We start from the raw sequence: 18,705 nt of genomic DNA, 5'->3' as shown, positions 1-18,705 counted from the left end.
CGCACAGCCTAGTCATGCCGTGACGGGGCCGGTGCGCGCGAGGTAAGTAGTATTCACTGGCCGACTCCGCCCTCCGGGCGTCCGATCGCGGGCGCGCGGGCCTCGGAGCCCTGACCCACTCATTGGAGCGAACGATCATCGACACCGACCGTCTTCCCCGCGCCCAGGCTCCCGATGAGGAGCGCTCCGGTGGATCCCGATGGGCGTCGCGGGAGGCGATCGGGCGCAGGAGCCGCGCTGTCGTCTCGCGGGGAAGCCACCTGTGGCCGCTGCTGGTCCTCGCCGCGGCGACGACGATCCTCTGGGGCCGGACCGCCCTGCGCGACTTCGGGAACCTCCGCCTCTCGAACGCGGGCGACTCGGAGACCTTCGTCTACGACCTGCAGTGGAACGTCCACGCGCTGCTCACCGGGCAGGACCTCTTCCTCACGCCGAACCTCTACGCGCCGACCGGCCTGGACCTCGGCAACGCGATCTCGCTGCCGAGCGTCTCGATCCTCGTCGCTCCGGTCTCGCTCCTGTTCGGAGGCACGACCGCCTACAACGTCGCGTTCCTGCTCGCGATCTTCCTCGCGGCGGCGTCCGTCTACCTCCTCGCCCGCGAGCTGACGGGGTCGAGCATCGGATCGACCCTGGCCGGGCTGCTGACGGTGATGAGCCCGTACTTCACGGCGCACTCCCTCTCGCACATGAACCTCATGTGGATCTTCGGCCTCCCGTTCCTCGCCTACCTCACGGCGCGCTACGTGCGCGGCAGGCTGCACGCGGCGCTGTACACCGCACTCATCGGCCTGACGATCGGTTTCACGGCCGGAGCCTCGACCGAGCTCCTGATGACCTCCGCCGTCTTCGGGCTCGTCATCTACCTCGTCGCCCTGGTCTTCGTCCAGCCGCGCTGGCGCTCGAGGCTGCTGCGCGCCTTCCTCTGGATCGTCGCCGGTGGACTCGTCGGCGCCGTGCTCTCGCTCCCCGTCGTCTTCGCGGCGCTGCGCTCGGGCATCCCCGCCACACCGGGCAACCCGCCGGAGCTCTACAGCACGGAGCTCACCAACCTGCTCGTCCCGACCCGCCTCTTCGCGTTCGGCGAGAGCTACTTCCAGCCCGTCTGGCCCCTTTGGGTGGGCAACGACGCCGAGAACTCGGCGTACATCCCGCTCACGCTCATCGCGCTCCTCGCCGTGACGCTCCTCCTGGTGCGCAACCGCAGCACCGGCGGCCTCGTGGTCTTCGCCGTGATCGCACTCGTCTTCAGCTTCGGCCCGTACCTGACCGTCGCCGGTCGCGCCACCGTCCCGCTCCCGTGGATCTACACGAAGGAGATCGTGGGGATCGACCACGCCCTGCCGAGCCGGTTCTCGGCCTTCGTCTTCTTCGCCCTCGCCGTCCTCGTCGCCGTCGCGTGGGCCGAGCTCCCGCGCCTGCGGGTCCTCACGGCCGCCCTGGTGGCCGGGTCGCTCGTCCTCCTGCAGCCCAGCTTCGCCGTGCTCGGCTTCCCGGTGAGCACGGAACCCGACGAGTTCGTCACCTCCGGATCGATCTCGGACTTCGTGGAGCCCGGCGACAACGTCCTGGTCCTGCCCTCGGGGCAGAACGGCCCGGGCATGCGCTGGGTCGCGGAGGAGGACTTCTCGTTCTCGATGCCGACGGGAGGCGGCGGCGGCGCGATCAAGCCCCCCGCCCTCGACACGCCCATCGGCGATGCGCTGTGGCGTCAGGACCTGGGCTTCGACTACGCCGCCGCGCTCCCCTCGTTCATCGACGAGTACGGCATCGATGCGATCATCGTCGACGACGACCACCCCGAGTGGGTCCCCGTGATGGAGAACGCACTCGGCGTAGCGCCGGTCGTCGAGGACGGAGCATCCGTCTGGGAGCTCGACAGCCCGTCGAGATGACTCCGCTCGCGCGGCCCGACTCACCACTGCCACTACGGAGGAGAACCCCTCACATGCTCTCGAGCCTGATCGCCGGCCTGCGACCCCGCCAGTGGGTGAAGAACATCCTCGTGATCGCCGCGCCTCTCGCCGCGGGGATCCTGCTGGAGCCGCCCGTGCTGCTGCGGGTCGTGATCGCCTTCGTCGTGATGTGCCTCGCCTCCTCGGCGATCTACCTCCTGAACGACCTGCTCGACGTGGAGGCCGATCGGGCGCACCCGAAGAAGCGCTTCCGCCCGATCGCCTCGGGCCGCCTGCCCGTCCCGCTCGCCTGGGCCGCCTTCGTGGTGCTCGTGATCCTCGCGCCCGTGCTGGCGCTGGTCTACGCGACGTTCGGCTTCTTCACGATCGTGGTCCTGTACATCGCCCTGCAGGTCAGCTACTGCGTCTGGCTGAAGCACGTGGTCGTGCTCGACCTGGTCATCGTCTCGAGCGGCTTCCTCATCCGCGCCGTCGCCGGTGGTCTCGCCACCGATGTCACGCCGTCGCAGTGGTTCCTGCTCGTGACCGCCTTCGGGTCCCTCTTCATGGTGGCGGGCAAGCGCTACTCCGAGAAGCGGCAGCTCGAGGGCTCGAGCGAGACGCGCCGCAGCCTCGCCGCGTACAGCCCGGGCTACCTCCGCTTCGTCTGGCAGACGGCGGCCGGAGTGGCCCTCGTGGCCTACACGCTCTGGGCCTTCGAGCTCTCCGCCCCGGACTCGGCCGTGGCCTGGACGACGATCTCGATCATCCCCTTCGCCGTCGCCCTCCTGCGCTACGCCTACGAGATCGACCGCGCCGAGGCGGGCTCGCCGGAGGACACGGTCCTGGGCGACAAGCCGCTGCTCGTCCTCGGCCTGCTCTGGGTCCTGACCTTCTCGCTGTCGGTCGTCGTCCGCTGACCCCCTCGCAGACGGCCCCCATCGGAGGACGGGGCCCTCGCGGGCGACCGGTGTCGGATGACCGCAGGATCGACGCGTCAGCCTTGCGCGGGCACCTCGAAGAGGAGCCATCGGCCCGCACTCGAGGCGACCTCGGGCTCCAGGTCCGGCGAGACAGCGTCGACGAGCGACCGCCACGCCTCGGCGTCCTCGGGGTAGGCCGCGGTGTCGACGAGAACCGCGCAGGCTCCGCTCCCGCGCACCGCCTCGGCGAACGACGCCGGTGATCCGGAGCCGTCCCAGACGTCGAAGCCGGTCGTGCCCTCGATCGATCCGTAGCTCCAGCGCAGCGAGGCGTCGTCGGTGTAGAGGTAGGGCAGCGCCTCGTCGTAGTCGCGCATGCCGCCGATCGGACCGGTGTCGGGGAAGCTCTTGATCGGCAGCTGCACCACTCCGCACCCGTCGGGCAGAGCGTCGTCGACCGAGTCGACCAGCTGCACCACCTCGTCGTCCGCCACGGGATCCACCGGCAGGTCCTCGCGGACGCCCAGGAGCTGATCGGACACCGCGACCAGCGCGAGCAGGCTCGCCACGACGATGAGGGAGCGCCGGCGCATCCGCTCGAGCGCCAGAGCGAGTGCGCCCAGCGCGAGGAGGCAGAGGACGATGCTCAGCCGCGACCAGGCGCGGATCGTCGGGCCGACGAGGAAGGCGAACGCCATCCCGAGACCCGTGAGCAGGTAGAAGGCCAGGGTCCAGAGCGTGGCCGCGGCCAGCACGCGGAAGCGGGAGTCGTCGAGCAGGCGTCCGACGGCGGAGCGCCGCAGTCCTGCACCGCCGAGCGCCAGGACGGGCAGCGCCGCCAGGAGGACCCCGAGGGCGAGCGACGCGATCAGGGGCAGGCCCGGCGGCTCGGTCATCGGACTCGAGCCGGACTCCGCGTAGTAGAGGACCGAGATCGTGCCGAGCTTCGGGATCCCCGTCGCGGCCCAGGGGAACAGCAGAGGCAGGAACTTCCCGGCGTACAGCTCCGACTCCGCGATCCGCCTGCCCTCGAAGTACGGCGCGTAGCGCTCCCCGTAGCCCAGCGAGAGCAGGAGCAGCTCGGCGCCGATCACGACGGCGAGGGCGACGACGGGCGCCGCTCCCCCCAGCGCGGAGCGCAGCCCTCCTCCGCGGACCAGGCGGGAGACCGCGCCGATCCCCCACACGCCGCCGACCACGATCGCGGCGAAGACGTAGTAGTAGCCGCCGCCGCTGGCGATGAGCAGGGCGACGACGGCGGGGGCGGCCCACCTCCGCAGCAGCGCCGAGCGGCGGCTCGTCGAGGAGCGCGCCCAGCGGCGGAACGGATCCGTCGACTCCCCCGCGACCGCCAGCACGAGGATGCCGAGCAGCGGGATCGTCCAGTAGTTCGCGAGGAAGGCGTGGCCGGAGGCGACGCGGAGGAAGTGGTACGGAGCGAGGGCGAAGACGACCGCCAGAGCGGCGGAGAGCCAGGGACGCACGCGCAGGACCCGGAAGAACGGATAGGCGGCGGCTCCGACCGAGCCGAACGTCAGCAGGTAGAACGTGTTCAGCAGCACGATCCCGTTCGGGATCGCGAGCCCGAGGACCGAGACCGTCAGCGCGCTCGCCAGGTCGAACTGCGTGCTGAAGAAGGCGTTGAACCCGTCGGGGAAGCCCAGCGCCCCGTTCGTCGCGAACGGGAAGGACTGCGTCGCGCTCGTGAACAGCAGGTAGTGCAGGATCTGGTCGTCACCGCCCGCCGTCCATCTTCGGGCCAGGTCGCCGGGGTCGAGCCCCAGGGCGAGTGCCGCAGCGAGGATCGGCACCACCGCGGCTCCTGCCGCCCAGGCGACCTCGACGAGGAGCGGTCGGGAGCGGCGGAGACGGGGCGCGGCCGTGTCAGAAGTCACGATCCTCCTTCGCCCGGTCGATGCTCTCGCCCACCAGGCGGTTCAGCTCGGCCGCGCCAGGACCGCCCTCGTAATCGTAGATGTCGAACTCCCCGCAGGGCACGACGGCGAGCGGCTCGCCGAGCGCCCGCGTCGCCAGCACTCCCCAGTCGGGATCGTGGTCGGCGAGGACGAAGGTGAAGGGCCGGCGCTCGTAGTCGTCGATGTTGCTCATCCAGAGCTGCGCCGAGAAGTCGAAGTTCACCTGGACGAGCTCGAGGCGCGGATCGCCGTAGAGCTGCAGCGGTCGCACCGTCCAGAAGGATCCGACGCCGGCCAGCTCGCGCTCGCCGATCCAGTCGGTCAGGCACCGCTCGGACGACGAGTCCCGTGTGCCCGCGGACGCCGACGCCACGGACGGCAGCGCGACCGCGGCGACGACGAGCGAGGCGACCGCGGCGATCGCCGCACCCGCACGGCGCACCCCGCGCCGCGGCGTCCTCGGTGCCGCGCGCGCGACGAGCACCAGCGCGGGCAGAACGGCGAACACGGCGACCGGCATGAGGTAGCGCGTGACAGTGCTCCCGGTCACGACCTGCCCCGACAGCATCGCGAGCGCGGCGACGACGGGGAACACGGTGAGCAGCGCGGCCGTGGCGTCCGGGTCGTCCCCCCTCCGGCGCGCGGAGCGCAGGACGACGACGGGGACGACCACCAGCAGCGCCGCCAGCAGGACGAGCTCGAGCACGCCCGCCGGAGTCGACGCGACCGACTGCACCTGCAGCCGGAGCGCCCCCGCGGCGAAGCGGATCCGCTCGAGGTGGAGGTAGGTGCTCGCGTCCACGGCGACGAAGCGCTCGAACGGCCCGCGCGACGCGTAGCCGAGGATGGCCGAGCCGACCACGGGCGCCGTGAGGAGCATCGCCGCGCGCACGGGCACGACGCGCACCACCGCGAGCAGGACGACCGACGCCAGCCACGGAGCGACGACCACGAGCACGAACAGCGGATTCGAGAGGGTCGTGAGCGCGCCGATCACGAGGGCCAGCACCACGGGCACGACGACGGGGCGGCCGTCCCGCCGGCGGCGCAGCGCCTGGAGCACCAGGGCGAGGCAGGCCAGCCCCGAGAGGACGACCCCTCCGTAGTAGGTCGTCAGCAGGAACGTGGTGGCGAGGGCGCCCTCGTTGTTGAGCGCCCGCCCCTCCGTCAGCACGAGCACCAGCAGGAGCAGGGTCGCGACGACGGCGCCGACCACCGCCTGCGGCCGCCGCGGGGCGACCAGCGAGGCCAGAGCGCGGAGGAGGGCGTAGAGGACGACGACGTTCAGCACCGCGTTCACGAGGAGCGAGCCCTCGACGGACCCGCCCAGCAGTCGGCTGAGCAGGTGGAGCGGGATCTCCGGGAAGAGGAAGATCTGGCTCGTCATCACCCAGTGCAGGGGATCGACGTCGGTGCGCAGCAGCAGCGGCAGCGCGAGCGAGTCCCCCTCGTAGAGGATGTAGTGGCGCCACGGACCCGAGACGAGCACGGCGAGGGTCGCGATCGCCGACGCGGTGACGACGACGAGGCTCAGCACCTCCCGTGCGACGGCCGCACGGCGTCTCCCGGCGGGGTCGGAACCTCCTGCGATCGGCTCCCCCATCAGCGCCGCCGCGAGAATCGGAGCCGCAGGACGAGCAGTAGGTTCCGCGCGAGGGTGTCGCGCGGGATCTTGGACGTGCCGTGCGTGCGGTCGACGAAGACGATGGGCACCTCCCTGGTCCGCTTCGATTCGCGCAGGGCCCGGTGCTTGAGGGCGATCTGGAAGCCGTACCCGGACGCGTCGACGTCCTCGACGTGGATGCGCCGCAGGAGCTCCGTGCTGAAGAGGTTGAAGCCGCCGGTCCAGTCCGTGAGCCGGGAGCCCAGGAGCAGTCGCGTGTAGATGTTGCCGCCCCAGCTCAGCAGCTTGCGGTCCAGGGTCCAGTCCGGCGTGCCACCGCCGCGGACGTAGCGCGACGCGACGACCAGATCCGCTCCCGCGCGGACCTCTTCGAGGAATCGCGCCACGTACTTCGGATCGTGCGACAGGTCGGCGTCCATCTGCAGGATCGCGTCGGGCGGGTGCTCCGAGGAGAGGATCCGCTCGAACGCCCAGAGGTAGGCGGCTCCGAGTCCCTTCTTCTCGGCCCGGACGAGCACCTCGACCGAGAACCGGTCGGAGACGAGGCCCGCACCGACCTCGCGAGCCAGTTCGGCGGTGCCGTCGGGCGACGAGTCGTCGACCACGACCACGCGCACGGCGGTGTCCACCTCCCGGGCGGCGACCTCCGCGAGCCGTCGGAGGAGCTCGCCGATGTCGGCGGCTTCGTTGTAGGTGGGGACGACGAGTGTCAGCGAGAGCATCAGGATCCGATTCGTACCGGGACGGCGGCGGCGGTGGACGCGGGCAGCCGAACATTATCAGCGCTTCCGCGGCCCTTCCGCCGAGTGGATGTCCGTGGAACGACTTCTCAGACGCCGTTCGCCTGCGAGGGGGTCACTCTTCAGATCCAGTGCGTAGTGTCGATGGTGTCGTGTTCGTCCGAGCCGATGGAGACGAGCCCGGAGGACACCCCGCACATGCCCCACCGCGAACCGGATCGCAGTGCTCGCAGGAGCACCGTCCGGGCCGCCCGCGCCGAGGCGCGCGGCACCGGTGCGCGCGGCGTGCGGCGCGTGCTCGATTCGCAGAAGGTGCGCTTCCTCCTCGCCGGGTGCACCAACACCGCGCTCGACTTCCTCGTCCTCAACGCGCTCATCCTGCTGCTGCACCTGCCGACCCTGGTTGCGAACGTCTTCTCGGTGCTCCTGGGCATCACGATCTCGTACGCGCTCAACCACTTCTTCGTGTTCCGTCACCCGGGTCGCATCAAGTGGTCGACCTTCGCCAAGTTCTTCGCCGTCACGGGCTTCAGCTCGCTGGTCCTGCAGTCGGTCGTCATCTGGGGCTTCGAGGTGTTCTTCGACACCCGTTTCGGAAACTCCCTGCTCTTCCTGCCCAGCTCGGGCGAGAACGCGTTCCTCGCGATCAACGTGGCCAAGGCGTTCGCGGTGTTCGTCGGCCTGATCTGGAACTTCTGCATGTACAAGTTCGTCGTGTTCCGCGCTTCCGCGACGCCCCCGGTGCCCGCGCTCGAGACCGTGTCCCCGGCCGCCGTCGCCGTCGCCGGCGAGCCCCTCGACGTCACCCGCTGAGGCTCAGGGCCGCTTCTCGAGCCCCGTGCTAGCCTCGTCGAGTTCTTCCGACGGAGCCTTCGCCCGTCGACGCCGCACCTCCGGAGGCTCCCATCGCCCGCTCGACGTTGCCCATCGCGGTGGTCGTGGTCACCCACTTCTCGGGTGAGGTCCTGCGCGCGTGCCTCGAGTCGATCCCGGAGGCGACCGAGCACGACGTGCACGTCGTCGTCGTGGACAACGCGACGACCGACGACTCGGTGCGCAGGGTCGTCGAGCGTCGTCCCGAGGTCGTGTTCCACGAGACGGGCGAGAATCTCGGCTACGGCAAGGCCGTCAACTACGCCGTCGACCGCCTGGGTCCGGAGTACGAGTGGATCCTGGTGACGAACCCGGACACCGTGTTCCTCCCCGGCTCGATCGACGCTCTCTACGCCGCGGCCTCCGCCGACTCCCGGATCGGCTCGATCGGCCCGCGCATCCTCGACTCGGACGGCACCGTGTACCCGTCGGCGCGCGCTCTGCCGTCGCTGCGCACCGGAGTCGGTCACGCCCTCTTCGCGCACGTCTGGCCCGGCAACCCGTGGTCGGCCCGGTACCGCCGCTCCCGAGCGGTCGGCACCCTCGAGCACGGGAGCATGACGGCCGGCTGGCTCTCGGGCGCCTGCGTCATGGTGCGCCGCACCGCGTTCGAGCAGATCGGCGGCTTCGACGAGCGCTACTTCATGTACTTCGAGGACGTGCAGCTGGGCGACTCGCTCGGCCGACTCGGCTGGACGAACCTCTACCTGGCGGACGCCCTGGTGTCGCACCTCGGCGGCCACTCGACGCGGCTCGCGTCCGCGCGCATGCTCGCGGTGCACCACCGCAGCGCCTACCTCTACCTCGCGCAGAAGTACGACGCCTGGTACCTGGCGCCGGTGCGTCTCGCGGTGCGCATCGGGCTGCTGGCCCGAGTGGGGCTGATGCGCCTCCGCCCTCACCACTGAGGCGGAGCGGAGGCGCTCGTCAGCGCCCGAGTTCGAGCAGCCGCTTGAGGTAGGCGCCGTAGCCGCTCTTGACGAGGGGTGCGGCGAGGTCGGCGAGCTGGGTGTCGTCGATCCAGCCGTGGCGCCAGGCGATCTCCTCGATGCAGCCGATCTTGAAGCCCTGACGCTGCTCGATGACGCGCACGAACTCGGTCGCCTCGATCATCGAGTCGAACGTCCCCGTGTCCAACCACGCCGTCCCACGATCCAGGACCTGCACGTTCAACCGGCCCGACTCGAGGTAGCGCTCGTTGATCGTCGAGATCTCCAACTCCCCCCGAGCCGACGGCTCGATCGTCTTCGCGATCGCGACGACGTCGTTGTCGTAGAAGTACAGACCCGGGACCGCGTAGTTGCTCTTGGGCGACTGGGGCTTCTCCTCGATCGACAGAGCCCGGAACTCGTCATCGAACTCCACCACCCCGTACGCACGCGGATCCGCGACCTGGTACGCGAAGATCACCGCACCCTCGATGACCGTGTTCGCCGCCAACGCGGTGCCCAGAGCGGTCCCGTGGAAGATGTTGTCGCCCAGCACCAGCGCGACGGAGTCGTCGCCGATGAAGTCCTCACCGATCAGGAACGCCTGCGCCAACCCGTCCGGCGACTCCTGCACCGCATACGAGATCGACATCCCCAACGACGATCCGTCGCCCAGGAGGGCCCGGAACTGGTCGTTGTACTCCGGCGTCGTGATCACCAGGACCTCGTCGATCCCGGCCATCATCAACGTCGACAACGGGTAGTAGATCATCGGCTTGTCGTAGATCGGCATCAACTGCTTCGAGATGCCCTTCGTGATCGGCCACAACCGCGACCCCGACCCACCCGCCAGAACGATCCCCTTCATCGACCCGCCTCCTGCTCGTCGAGACCCGAGTAGTAGGCCCGAGCCTCGTCCCACGTCGGCAGGAGGCCCTGCGCCTCGGCCTCGGCCAGGGTCGGGGCGTCGGTGTCCTTCGGCGAGAGCAGCAGCTCGCCCGCCTCGGCGGGGAAGCGGAGGCCGATCTGCTCGTCGAGCGGGTCGATCCCCTTCTCCCGCACCGGGTCGAAGGTCGAGTTCACCAGGTACGAGACGACGGCGCCCTCGGTCAGGGCGACGAAGGCGTGGCCGATGCCCTCGGAGATGTAGACGGAGCGGCGGTCGACGTCGTCCAGCAGGATCGTCTCGTACTGCCCGAAGGTGGGCGACCCGACCCGGATGTCGACGACGTAGTCGAGCACCGCGCCCGAGAAGCACGACACGTACTTCGCCTGCGACGGCGGGATCTGCGCGAAGTGGATGCCCCGGACGGTGCCGCGCTTGGACACGGAGGTGTTGCCCTGCTTCAGCGAGAGCGGGTGGCCGACCTTCTCGGCCAGGTGGTCGAAACGGTAGAACTCGAAGAACACCCCCCGGTCGTCGGGGAACTGACGCGGAGTGATCTCATAGACGTCGGGGATGTCGAGTTCGCGGATCTGCACGGGGGCCAGTGTAACGAGCGCGTGTTTCCAGGACGCGACGCCCGTGCGGGGGCACCTCCCCGTCGGGCGCGGTGCGCCCCCTCCTCGCCGGACGGCGCCTCCGGCATGATGAACGGGTGACCTTCCTCCTCACGGGCGCCTCCGGCATGCTCGGCACCGACCTCCGCTCCGCACTCGGCGATCGACCCGTCACGGCCCTCGGCCGCCGCGACCTCGACGTCACCGATCTCGACGCCGTGCGCGCCGCGGTCGCGGGGCACGACGCGGTCCTCAACTGCGCCGCCTACACCCGCGTCGACGACGCCGAGAGCGACGAGGAGGAGGCGCGCCGGGTCAACGCGCTCGGTGCGCAGAACCTCGCCCTGGCCGCCGCCGAGATCGGCGCGGCGATCGTGCAGGTCTCGACCGACTACGTCTTCGACGGATCCGCGACGAGCCCGTACCGCGAGGACCACCCGCGCGAGCCGATCTCGGCGTACGGCCGCACCAAGGCCGAGGGCGAGGAGCTCGTGCTCGCCGCGAACCCGGAGCGCGGCTACGTGGTCCGAACTGCCTGGCTCTACGGGGCGCACGGCGGCAACTTCGCGAAGACCATGGTGCGCCTCGCCGGCTCGCACGAGACTCTCACCGTCGTCGACGACCAGCGCGGACAGCCCACCTGGACGGGCGACCTGGCCGTGCGGATGATCGAGCTGATCGACTCCGATGCCCCGTCGGGCGTCTACCACGGCACGAACGCCGGCGAGACGACGTGGTTCGGCTTCGCCCGCGCCGTGTTCGAGAAGGCCGGGCTCGACCCCGAGCGGATCCGCCCGACCGACAGCGGCAGCTTCGTCCGCCCCGCCCCGCGCCCCGCCTACTCCGTCCTCGGCCACGACGGCTGGAGCCGGGCGGGCCTCGCTCCGCTGCGCTCGTGGGAGGACGCGCTCGCCGCCGCCCCCCTCGAGGCGGTCACGCCGTGACCACGACCCTGCGCGTCGTCGTCGACCAGATGCTCGCCCGCGTCCCGGGCGGCATCGGCCGGTACACCGAGGAGCTCACCCGCGAGCTCATCGCGACCGCTCCGCGCGACTGCGAGGTCGAGGCAGTCGTCTCGGCGCATCCGCCCGAGAAGGAGGAGGAGCTGCGGCAGCGCCTCCCCGGTCTCGCCCGCATCCACCGACTGCACCTGGGTCGGCGCGAGCTCTCGCGGGCGTGGCAGTACGGCATCGGCATCCCGGCCGGCGGCGGCATGCTGCACGCACCCAGCCTCTTCGCACCGCTGCGGAGTCACGAGGGCCGCGAGGGCGAGCAGATCGCCGTGACCATCCACGACACCGTGCCGTGGACGCACCCCGAGACGCTGACGCCCCACGGTGCGAAATGGCACCGCGCCATGGCGAAGCGGGCGCGCAAGCACGCCGACGCCGTCGTCGTGCCCACCCACGCGGTCGCCCAGCAGCTGTCCGAGGTCCTCGACTTCGGCGACAGGCTGCGCGTGATCGGCGGCGCCGTCGGCTCCGCTCTCGTGCTGCCCGACGACGCCGACGAGCGCGCCGCGGCTCTCGGACTGCCGGACGAGTACGTCCTGAGCGTCGGGACCCTCGAGCCCCGGAAGGGTCTCGTCTCGCTGATCACGGCGTTCCAGGGCGCCTCCGCACCGCAGATCCCCCTCCTGATCGTCGGGCCGACCGGGTGGGGCGAGCTCGACATCGCCTCGGTCGCCGACGAGCAGGGTCTGGACGAGCACCGGGTGCGCGCCCTCGGCGTGCTGAGCGACGCCGATCTCGCCGTCGTCCTGTCCCGCGCGACGCTCTTCGTCTACCCCAGCATCGCGGAGGGCTTCGGCCTCCCGGTGCTCGAGGCGATGCACTTCGGTGTGCCGGTGATCCACTCCGACGACCCCGCCCTGCTCGAGGTCGCGGCCGATGCCGGAGTGGCCGTGGAGCGCGCGGTCGCCAAGGACTACCCCGAGCGCCTCGCCCTCGCGATGAGCAGCGTGCTCGCGGACACCGCGCTGCGCGAGCGGCTGTCGATCGCCGGTCGCGACCGTGCGCGCGCCTTCAGCTGGCGCGACTCCGCCGAGCGCGTCTGGGCGCTGCACGCCGAGATCTGACGACCCGCGGGGCCCGTCGAGCTATTCCCCGGAGTCGGGGAACAGCGCCTCGCGCACCATCGAGTGCACGAGGTCGTAGTCCGGGTCCGTCGGATCGATCGCCGGCGGCACCATCTCGACCGAGGAGACCGGCAGGCCCTTGGTCTTCAGCCCCAGCTGCACGAAGTAGCCGAGCATCCCCTGCGGCACGTCGGTCTTGATGACCTGCGATCCCGCCGCGGCGACGTCCTGGAACTTCGAGAGCACGTTGGCCGGCTCGAACTGGCGCAGCAGCGCCTCCTGCACCTGGCGCTGCCGGTTCATCCGGTCGTAGTCGCTCGTCGTGTAGCGCGAGCGGGCGTAGGCGAGCGCCTGCTCGCCGTTGAAGTGCCAGTCGCCCGGGTCGATCCACTGGTTCACGCCCTGCATGACGCCGTCGGAGTCGGGCAGACCTCCCAGCGGCAGCGGATCCGGACCCGCGTAGGTCACGTCGATCCCGCCCAGCGCGTCGATGAGCTGCGCGAACCCCTCCATGTCGATGAGCGCGTAGTACTGCACGGGGAGGTCGAGGATCCCCTCGACCGCGTCGCGCATCGCCTCGATGCCGGGCTCGCTGCCGTCGGCGACCGCGTCCGGGTAGAGCTCGGCGTTCTTCAGCTCGACCTCGGTGTAGATGGAGTTGAGCTGGCAGACGTCGACGTTGCAGTTGTAGGTGTTGTAGCCGTCCGGGTAGAGCTCGTGCATCGGGCTCCCGTCCGGGAACGGGATGTTGTGGAAGTCGCGGGGCAGGCCGATGATCGTCGCCTCACCGGTGGAGGCGTCGAGGCTGACGACCGAGACGCTGTCCGGGCGCAGCCCCTCCCGGTCCTCGCCGGCGTCGCCGCCGAGCAGCATGATGTTGTACCGGCCGTCGACCGGAGCCTCCATCGCGCCCCCGCCGAAGATCGACGAGAGCGTGCCGCGCGTGACGCCGAGGAGGTACGTGCCGACTCCGGCCGTGCCGACCGAGACGGCCAGCAGCGCGACGGTCGCGAACGCCAGCACCCCGCGCATCCTCGGCCGCACGCGGACGACCCGGATGAGCCGCAGGGTGTCGAGGGTCAGCACGAGCCAGACGACCGCGTAGATCACGAGCGCCGCCTGGAGCGCCAGCATCGACAGATCGAACGTCGCGAGGGTGTAGAGCCCCGTCGGGAAGACGAAGTAGAGGGCGAGTGCGACCAGCAGAGCGGTCCACAGCGCGAGGGTGAACGCGAGCCCGAGCCGGCCGAGCCGGCGATTGCCCGCGAGGACCTGGGCGGAGCCGGGCACCAGGAAGTTGCCGACCAGCAGCCACCAGGCTCGGCGCGTCATGAACGTGCTGGACCGCACGTCCGGATGGCGCAGCGGCAGGGACACCGCCGTCACAGGCTCGCCACCAGGGCGTCGTTCTTCGCGGCGACCTGGGTCTCGAGGTCCTCGGCGAACGCGACGAGCTTCTCGGAGAGGGCGTCGTCGGCCGTGGCGAGGATCTTGACGGCGAGCAGCCCCGCGTTGCGGGCTCCGCCGATGGAGACGGTCGCGACGGGGACGCCGGCGGGCATCTGCACGATCGAGAGGAGGGAGTCGAGGCCGTCGAGCCGGGCGAGAGGCACCGGCACGCCGATCACGGGCAGCGGAGTCACCGCCGCGAGCATCCCGGGCAGGTGCGCGGCACCGCCCGCGCCCGCGATGATCGCCTTCAGACCGCGCGACCGGGCGTCGCGACCGTAGGCGATCATCGCCTCCGGGGTGCGGTGCGCCGAGACGACCCGGACCTCGTGGGCGACGCCGAACTCGGACAGGGTCGTCGAGGCGGCCTGCATGACGGACCAGTCGGAGTCGGAGCCCATGACGACGCCGACGACGGGCGCGGATCCGTTCACGAGCGCGTCCGCGCTCACGTGGGGTCTCCGGCGGGGGCGGGGGTCGTCAGTCGGCTCGTCACGGCCACCATGGTACGTGTCAGTCGGTGAGAAGCGCCGCCGCGGCTCGCGCCTCGTAGACGACGCTCTCGAGCTCGTCGCCGGACGCGTTCACGTGGCCGACCTTGCGCCCGGGGCGCGGCTGCTTGGAGTAGTTGTGCACCTTCACACCCGGGTGCTCGGCGAGGACGCGCGGGTAGCGATCGGTGAGGGACTCCCCCACCGGCCCGCCGAGCACGTTCACCATGACGGTCCAGGGATCCCGGCAGCCCGTCGCACCCAGCGGCAGGTCGAGGACCGCGCGCAGGTGCTGCTCGAACTGCGAGGTCGTCGATCCGTCCATGGTCCAGTGCCCGCTGTTGTGCGGTCGCATAGCGAGCTCGTTCACCAGGATGCGGTCGTCCGTCGTCTCGAAGAGCTCGACGGCGAGGACACCGGTGACGCCCAGGCGCTCGGCGATCGACTCGGCGATCTCGGCGGCGGCCGCCGCGACGCGACCGGCCGATGCCGGGGCGGGCGCGAAGACCTCGGCGCAGACCCCGTCGCGCTGGACCGACTCGACCACCGGCCAGAGCATCGTCTCGCCGGAGGGCCGGCGGGCGATGAGCTGCGCGAGCTCGCGGCGGAACTCGACCAGCTCCTCGACCAGGAGCGAGCCGCCCCGGCCGTCCTCGGCGAGCGCCTCGAACCAGTCGTCGGCCTCCGCCGCGCCGCGCACGACGCGCACCCCCTTGCCGTCGTAGCCGCCGCGCGCGGTCTTGACGACGGCGCGGCCGCCGTGATCGGCGAGGAACGCCGCCAGCTCGTCGGCCGACGAGACCTCGGCCCAGTCGGGGACCGGGAGGCCGAGGTCGGCGAGCCTGCGGCGCATGAGCAGCTTGTCCTGGGCGTAGAGGAGGGCGTCGGGACCGGGGTGCACGGCGATCCCGCGGGCGACGAGCTCGCGCAGGATCGGCTGGGGCACGTGCTCGTGGTCGAACGTCACGACGTCGACCGTCTCGGCGAACGCCAGCACGGTGGCCTCGTCGCGGTAGTCGCCGACCTGCGTCGCGGCGAGCGCCGCGGGGGCGCCCTCGGTCTCGGCGAGCACGGCGATCTCGATCCCGAGCTCGACGGCCTCGGGGATCATCATCCTGGCGAGCTGGCCGCCTCCGATCACGCCGACGCGCATGGTGCTCCTCCGTCTCCGCCCGCTGGCGCGGGGCGGGACCATGGTACCGACGGGGAGTCCGGACGGCTCACTCCGGAGGGAGGGGGTCCGGCCACTCCGGGACCGGCATCGGTGCCGCCGCGATCGCCTCGCGGAGCACGAGTGCCGTGAGCTCCGGGTCGGGCAGGTCCCTGAGCACGAACACGTCCTCGCCGTCCTGCACCAGGTGGACGTCCGCGCAGCGCGCCAGCCGCTGGGCCGGAGTCCGCGACACGCTCACGCTCATCCGCGGGTCGAAGTCGACGACCGCGCGGCGCACCCTGACGAGACCGCGGCGGGCGTGCAGCCTCTGCGGGGTGATCCGGTAGCGGATGCCCGCCCAGCGGGCGAGTGCCGGCGCGCAGAGGAGGAGGACGAGGACGGCGGTGCCGATCGCGATGATCCACCGCTGCAGCGCGAGGTCGAACTGCGCGGCGAAGTAGAAGCCGGTCCAGGTCAGCAGCAGGAGCCCCGCGACGGGAGCGACGGCCTTCCGGGCACGCGGGGCGAGCCGCGCGAGCTCGCGCTCCCCGGTCATCGGAAGGTGCTCACTGGCGCAGGTGCGTGACGTCGCCCGCCGAGAACGAGCGCCGTCCCGCCGGCAGGTCGACGACGAGGCTCCCGTCGGCGTCGAGGGCCACGGCGTCGCCCTCGAGGACGGAGCCGTCCGGCAGCTCCACGCGGACGCGGCGGCCGAGCGTGCCGCAGCGCTCCCGGACGGCGTCCGCGGTGCCCGCCGCCTCCGCGTCGCCCCGGGCCAGCAGGGGCCCGAGCAGAGCCGACAGCTCGGTCAGGTACGCCGCCAGGACGGCGTCCGCGTCGGTGCTGCGCGCCCCGGCGAGCGCGAGCGACGTCGCGGTCGGCACGGGCAGCTCGTCCTCACCGAGCAGGAGGTTGACACCGGTGCCCAGGACCACGCGCCCGTCCGGGAGCCGCTCGGCGAGGATCCCGGACGTCTTGCGCTCGTCGAGGAGCACGTCGTTGGGCCACTTCACCGCGACCGGCACGTCGACGAGCGGAGCCAGGGCGCGGGCGAGAGCGGCACCGGCGACGAGCGGCAGCCAGCCGGCCGCCGCGGCCGGCAGAGCCGACGCGTCGACGAGGATCGACGCGGCCAGCGTGCGTCCGGGCGTCGCCTGCCACACGCGCCCCAGACGGCCGCGGCCGGCGCGCTGGTCGTCGGTGGCGACGACGGAGAGATGCGGCCACCCGGCGGGATCCGCCGTGGCGCGCTCGCGGAGGACGTCGTTCGTCGACCCCGCGCTCTCGAGCCAGAGCACCTGCGGGGAGACGGAGCGGGAGAGCGGGAGCTGCATCCCGCCACGGTACCCGCGCCTCCCGTCCGCCCGCTGGAGCAGCGGTCCTTGTCGACATCCTCCCGTCCCGGGCCGCGCTCCCTGTGGCCGGACGACAAGGGGGCCGCCCCCACCCCCGCCGGTAAGGTGAGCGGGTGACCGCGAACATCGAACGTCCCGCGCCCGACATGTACACGACCGCGGGGAAGATCGCCGACCTCAAGGCCCGGTACCACGAGGCGGTCACCGCGAGCGGCGAGGCCGCGATCCAGAAGCAGCACGCCAAGGGCAAGATGACGGCTCGCGAGCGCATCGACACCCTGCTGGACCCGGGATCGTTCGTCGAGCTGGACGAGTTCGTCCGCCACCGCACCCACGCCTTCGGCATGGAGAAGAAGCGGCCCTACGGCGATGCCGTGGTCACCGGCACCGGCACCATCCACGGCCGTCAGGTCGCGGTCTACTCGCAGGACTTCACGATCTTCGGCGGCTCCCTCGGCGAGGTCGCCGGCGAGAAGATCATCAAGGTGATGGATCTGGCCCTGAAGACGGGCGTCCCGATCATCGGCATCCTCGACTCCGGCGGAGCGCGGATCCAGGAGGGCGTCGTCGCCCTGGGCAAGTACGGCGAGATCTTCCGGCGCAACACCGCGGCGAGCGGCGTGATCCCCCAGATCTCGATCATCTGCGGACCGGCGGCCGGTGGCGCCGTCTACTCCCCCGCGCTGACCGACTTCGTGATCATGGTCGACAAGACCAGCCAGATGTTCGTCACCGGCCCCGACGTGATCAAGACCGTCACGGGCGAGGACGTGGGCATGGAGGAGCTGGGCGGGGCGCTCACGCACAACAAGATCTCGGGAGTCTCGCACTACCTCGCGAGCGACGAGAACGACGCGCTCGACTACGCGCGGACGCTGCTCTCCTTCCTCCCCGACAACAACCTCTCGCAGGCCCCGGTCTTCGACAACGAGGTCGACCTCGAGACCACCGACTCGGACCGCTTCCTCGACACGGTCATCCCGGACAGCCCCAACCAGCCGTACGACATGCGCGCCGTGATCGAGCACATCGTCGACGAGGGCGACTTCCTCGAGGTGCAGCCGCTGTTCGCCCCCAACATCGTCATCGGCTTCGGCCGGGTCGAGGGCCGCTCGGTCGGCATCATCGCGAACCAGCCGAGCGCCATGGCCGGCACCCTCAACATCGAGGCCGGAGAGAAGGCCTCGCGCTTCGTCCGCTTCTGCGACGCGTTCTCCCTCCCGATCCTCACCCTCGTCGACGTGCCCGGCTACCTCCCCGGCACCGATCAGGAGTGGACCGGCGTCATCCGCCGCGGCGCCAAGCTGCTCTACGCGTACGCCGAGGCGACGGTGCCGCTGGTCACCGTCATCCTGCGCAAGGCCTACGGCGGCGCCTACATCGTCATGGGCTCCAAGCAGCTGGGAGCCGACATCAACCTCGCGTGGCCCACCGCCGAGATCGCGGTCATGGGCGGCCAGGGTGCGGTCAACATCCTGTACCGCACCGAGATCAAGAAGGCCGAGGAGGCGGGCGAGGACGTCGCCGCCGTCCGCACCCGCCTCGCGAACGAGTACACGTACAACGTGGCGAGCCCGTTCCTCGCCGCCGAGCGCGGCGAGCTGGACGGGGTCATCGAGCCCTCCGCGACCCGGGTCAGCGTGATCAAGGCGCTGAGGGCTTTGCGCACCAAGCGCGCGAACCTGCCCGCGAAGAAGCACGGCAACATCCCGCTCTGAGGCGTCGGCGGCAGCGGCCCCGGGCCGCGCCGCCGCCCTGTTAGCGTGGGCGCCGACGGCAT

17 protein-coding genes are annotated in these 18,705 nt (G+C 71.2%); 7 read left to right on the top strand and 10 right to left on the bottom strand.

Annotated features, from left to right (window positions below):
* Positions 1-122: 122 nt before the first annotated feature.
* Positions 123-1,895 (top strand): hypothetical protein, encoded by a 1,773-nt coding sequence (locus IOC53_RS03005; RefSeq protein ID WP_207402899.1) that lies wholly within the window; start codon positions 123-125, stop codon positions 1,893-1,895.
* On the top strand, positions 1,892-2,815 hold the full coding sequence (locus IOC53_RS03000) for a decaprenyl-phosphate phosphoribosyltransferase (RefSeq protein ID WP_207402898.1): 924 nt from the start codon (positions 1,892-1,894) through the stop codon (positions 2,813-2,815). Before IOC53_RS03005 ends, IOC53_RS03000 begins: the two co-directional genes overlap by 4 nt.
* A 77-nt stretch (positions 2,816-2,892) precedes the next feature.
* Here the strand turns inward: IOC53_RS03000 and IOC53_RS02995 are convergent, their stop codons facing one another.
* The 3 genes from IOC53_RS02995 to IOC53_RS02985 are packed head-to-tail and all read right to left on the bottom strand — an operon-like array spanning position 2,893 to position 7,080.
* The gene (locus tag IOC53_RS02995; protein ID WP_207402897.1) at positions 2,893-4,713 is read right to left on the bottom strand and encodes a hypothetical protein; all 1,821 of its coding nucleotides are present in this window, start codon (positions 4,711-4,713) and stop codon (positions 2,893-2,895) included.
* A complete protein-coding gene (locus tag IOC53_RS02990) occupies positions 4,703-6,337 on the bottom strand; it encodes a hypothetical protein (RefSeq protein ID WP_207402896.1) in 1,635 nt (544 codons plus the stop codon). The genes IOC53_RS02995 and IOC53_RS02990 overlap by 11 nt, the downstream gene beginning before the upstream one ends.
* Positions 6,337-7,080 carry a polyprenol monophosphomannose synthase gene (locus IOC53_RS02985; RefSeq protein ID WP_207402895.1) on the bottom strand — a complete coding sequence of 248 codons (744 nt, stop codon included), beginning with the start codon at positions 7,078-7,080 and terminating at the stop codon, positions 6,337-6,339. The genes IOC53_RS02990 and IOC53_RS02985 overlap by 1 nt, the downstream gene beginning before the upstream one ends.
* A gap of 216 nt (positions 7,081-7,296) precedes the next feature.
* Here IOC53_RS02985 and IOC53_RS02980 point away from each other — a divergent pair, with 216 nt between their 5' ends.
* Complete coding sequence (locus IOC53_RS02980; protein WP_242682819.1) at positions 7,297-7,911, top strand: GtrA family protein; 615 nt, start codon at positions 7,297-7,299, stop codon at positions 7,909-7,911.
* 107 nt (positions 7,912-8,018) lie between these two features.
* Entirely contained in the window at positions 8,019-8,879 is an 861-nt protein-coding gene (locus tag IOC53_RS02975) for a glycosyltransferase family 2 protein (RefSeq protein ID WP_242682818.1), read from the top strand.
* Positions 8,880-8,898: 19 nt separating this feature from the next.
* Here the strand turns inward: IOC53_RS02975 and rfbA are convergent, their stop codons facing one another.
* Positions 8,899-9,768, bottom strand: coding sequence for a glucose-1-phosphate thymidylyltransferase RfbA (gene rfbA, locus IOC53_RS02970; RefSeq protein WP_207402894.1), 870 nt, complete (start codon positions 9,766-9,768; stop codon positions 8,899-8,901).
* Positions 9,765-10,382: a dTDP-4-dehydrorhamnose 3,5-epimerase family protein gene (locus tag IOC53_RS02965; protein ID WP_207402893.1), complete on the bottom strand. Its 618-nt coding sequence runs from the start codon at positions 10,380-10,382 to the stop codon at positions 9,765-9,767. Before IOC53_RS02965 ends, rfbA begins: the two co-directional genes overlap by 4 nt.
* Positions 10,383-10,498: 116 nt before the next feature.
* Between IOC53_RS02965 and rfbD the strand changes: the two genes are divergently transcribed.
* Both rfbD and IOC53_RS02955 read left to right on the top strand, forming a co-directional pair.
* The gene (rfbD, locus tag IOC53_RS02960; protein WP_207402892.1) at positions 10,499-11,344 is read left to right on the top strand and encodes a dTDP-4-dehydrorhamnose reductase; all 846 of its coding nucleotides are present in this window, start codon (positions 10,499-10,501) and stop codon (positions 11,342-11,344) included.
* Entirely contained in the window at positions 11,341-12,477 is a 1,137-nt protein-coding gene (locus tag IOC53_RS02955; RefSeq protein WP_307786046.1) for a glycosyltransferase family 1 protein, read from the top strand. The genes rfbD and IOC53_RS02955 overlap by 4 nt, the downstream gene beginning before the upstream one ends.
* A gap of 21 nt (positions 12,478-12,498) precedes the next feature.
* Here the strand turns inward: IOC53_RS02955 and IOC53_RS02950 are convergent, their stop codons facing one another.
* The 5 genes from IOC53_RS02950 to IOC53_RS02930 all read right to left on the bottom strand — a co-directional run bounded on the left by IOC53_RS02950 (position 12,499) and on the right by IOC53_RS02930 (position 16,904).
* The gene (locus tag IOC53_RS02950; RefSeq protein WP_207402891.1) at positions 12,499-13,809 is read right to left on the bottom strand and encodes an LCP family protein; all 1,311 of its coding nucleotides are present in this window, start codon (positions 13,807-13,809) and stop codon (positions 12,499-12,501) included.
* Between the two features lie 50 nt (positions 13,810-13,859).
* The gene (gene purE / locus IOC53_RS02945) at positions 13,860-14,327 is read right to left on the bottom strand and encodes a 5-(carboxyamino)imidazole ribonucleotide mutase (RefSeq protein WP_207402923.1); all 468 of its coding nucleotides are present in this window, start codon (positions 14,325-14,327) and stop codon (positions 13,860-13,862) included.
* Positions 14,328-14,439: 112 nt separating this feature from the next.
* The gene (locus IOC53_RS02940) at positions 14,440-15,570 is read right to left on the bottom strand and encodes a 5-(carboxyamino)imidazole ribonucleotide synthase (protein WP_242682817.1); all 1,131 of its coding nucleotides are present in this window, start codon (positions 15,568-15,570) and stop codon (positions 14,440-14,442) included.
* 67 nt (positions 15,571-15,637) lie between these two features.
* On the bottom strand, positions 15,638-16,126 hold the full coding sequence (locus tag IOC53_RS02935) for a PH domain-containing protein (RefSeq protein ID WP_207402889.1): 489 nt from the start codon (positions 16,124-16,126) through the stop codon (positions 15,638-15,640).
* A gap of 10 nt (positions 16,127-16,136) precedes the next feature.
* A complete protein-coding gene (locus tag IOC53_RS02930; RefSeq protein WP_207402888.1) occupies positions 16,137-16,904 on the bottom strand; it encodes a biotin--[acetyl-CoA-carboxylase] ligase in 768 nt (255 codons plus the stop codon).
* Between the two features lie 167 nt (positions 16,905-17,071).
* Between IOC53_RS02930 and IOC53_RS02925 the strand changes: the two genes are divergently transcribed.
* Positions 17,072-18,643, top strand: coding sequence for an acyl-CoA carboxylase subunit beta (locus tag IOC53_RS02925; protein ID WP_207402922.1), 1,572 nt, complete (start codon positions 17,072-17,074; stop codon positions 18,641-18,643).
* The last annotated feature ends 62 nt before the right edge of the window (positions 18,644-18,705 follow it).

Source organism: Rathayibacter sp. SD072, from assembly GCF_017355185.1.
Taxonomy (GTDB): domain Bacteria; phylum Actinomycetota; class Actinomycetes; order Actinomycetales; family Microbacteriaceae; genus Rathayibacter.
This window is presented reverse-complemented; position numbering and strand designations above follow the sequence as displayed.

Excerpts from the sequence above, each read along its gene's own strand:
- IOC53_RS03000 (WP_207402898.1), top strand. The coding sequence starts at position 1,892 with ATGACTCCGCTCGCGCGGCCCGACTCACCACTGCCACTACGGAGGAGA.
- IOC53_RS02990 (WP_207402896.1), bottom strand. The coding sequence starts at position 6,337 with ATGGGGGAGCCGATCGCAGGAGGTTCCGACCCCGCCGGGAGACGCCGT.
- IOC53_RS02985 (WP_207402895.1), bottom strand. The coding sequence starts at position 7,080 with ATGCTCTCGCTGACACTCGTCGTCCCCACCTACAACGAAGCCGCCGAC.
- IOC53_RS02980 (WP_242682819.1), top strand. The coding sequence starts at position 7,297 with ATGCCCCACCGCGAACCGGATCGCAGTGCTCGCAGGAGCACCGTCCGG.
- rfbA (WP_207402894.1), bottom strand. The coding sequence starts at position 9,768 with ATGAAGGGGATCGTTCTGGCGGGTGGGTCGGGGTCGCGGTTGTGGCCG.
- IOC53_RS02950 (WP_207402891.1), bottom strand. The coding sequence starts at position 13,809 with ATGACGCGCCGAGCCTGGTGGCTGCTGGTCGGCAACTTCCTGGTGCCC.
- purE (WP_207402923.1), bottom strand. The coding sequence starts at position 14,327 with ATGGGCTCCGACTCCGACTGGTCCGTCATGCAGGCCGCCTCGACGACC.
- IOC53_RS02940 (WP_242682817.1), bottom strand. The coding sequence starts at position 15,570 with ATGCGCGTCGGCGTGATCGGAGGCGGCCAGCTCGCCAGGATGATGATC.
- IOC53_RS02935 (WP_207402889.1), bottom strand. The coding sequence starts at position 16,126 with ATGACCGGGGAGCGCGAGCTCGCGCGGCTCGCCCCGCGTGCCCGGAAG.
- IOC53_RS02930 (WP_207402888.1), bottom strand. The coding sequence starts at position 16,904 with ATGCAGCTCCCGCTCTCCCGCTCCGTCTCCCCGCAGGTGCTCTGGCTC.
- IOC53_RS02925 (WP_207402922.1), top strand. The coding sequence starts at position 17,072 with ATGTACACGACCGCGGGGAAGATCGCCGACCTCAAGGCCCGGTACCAC.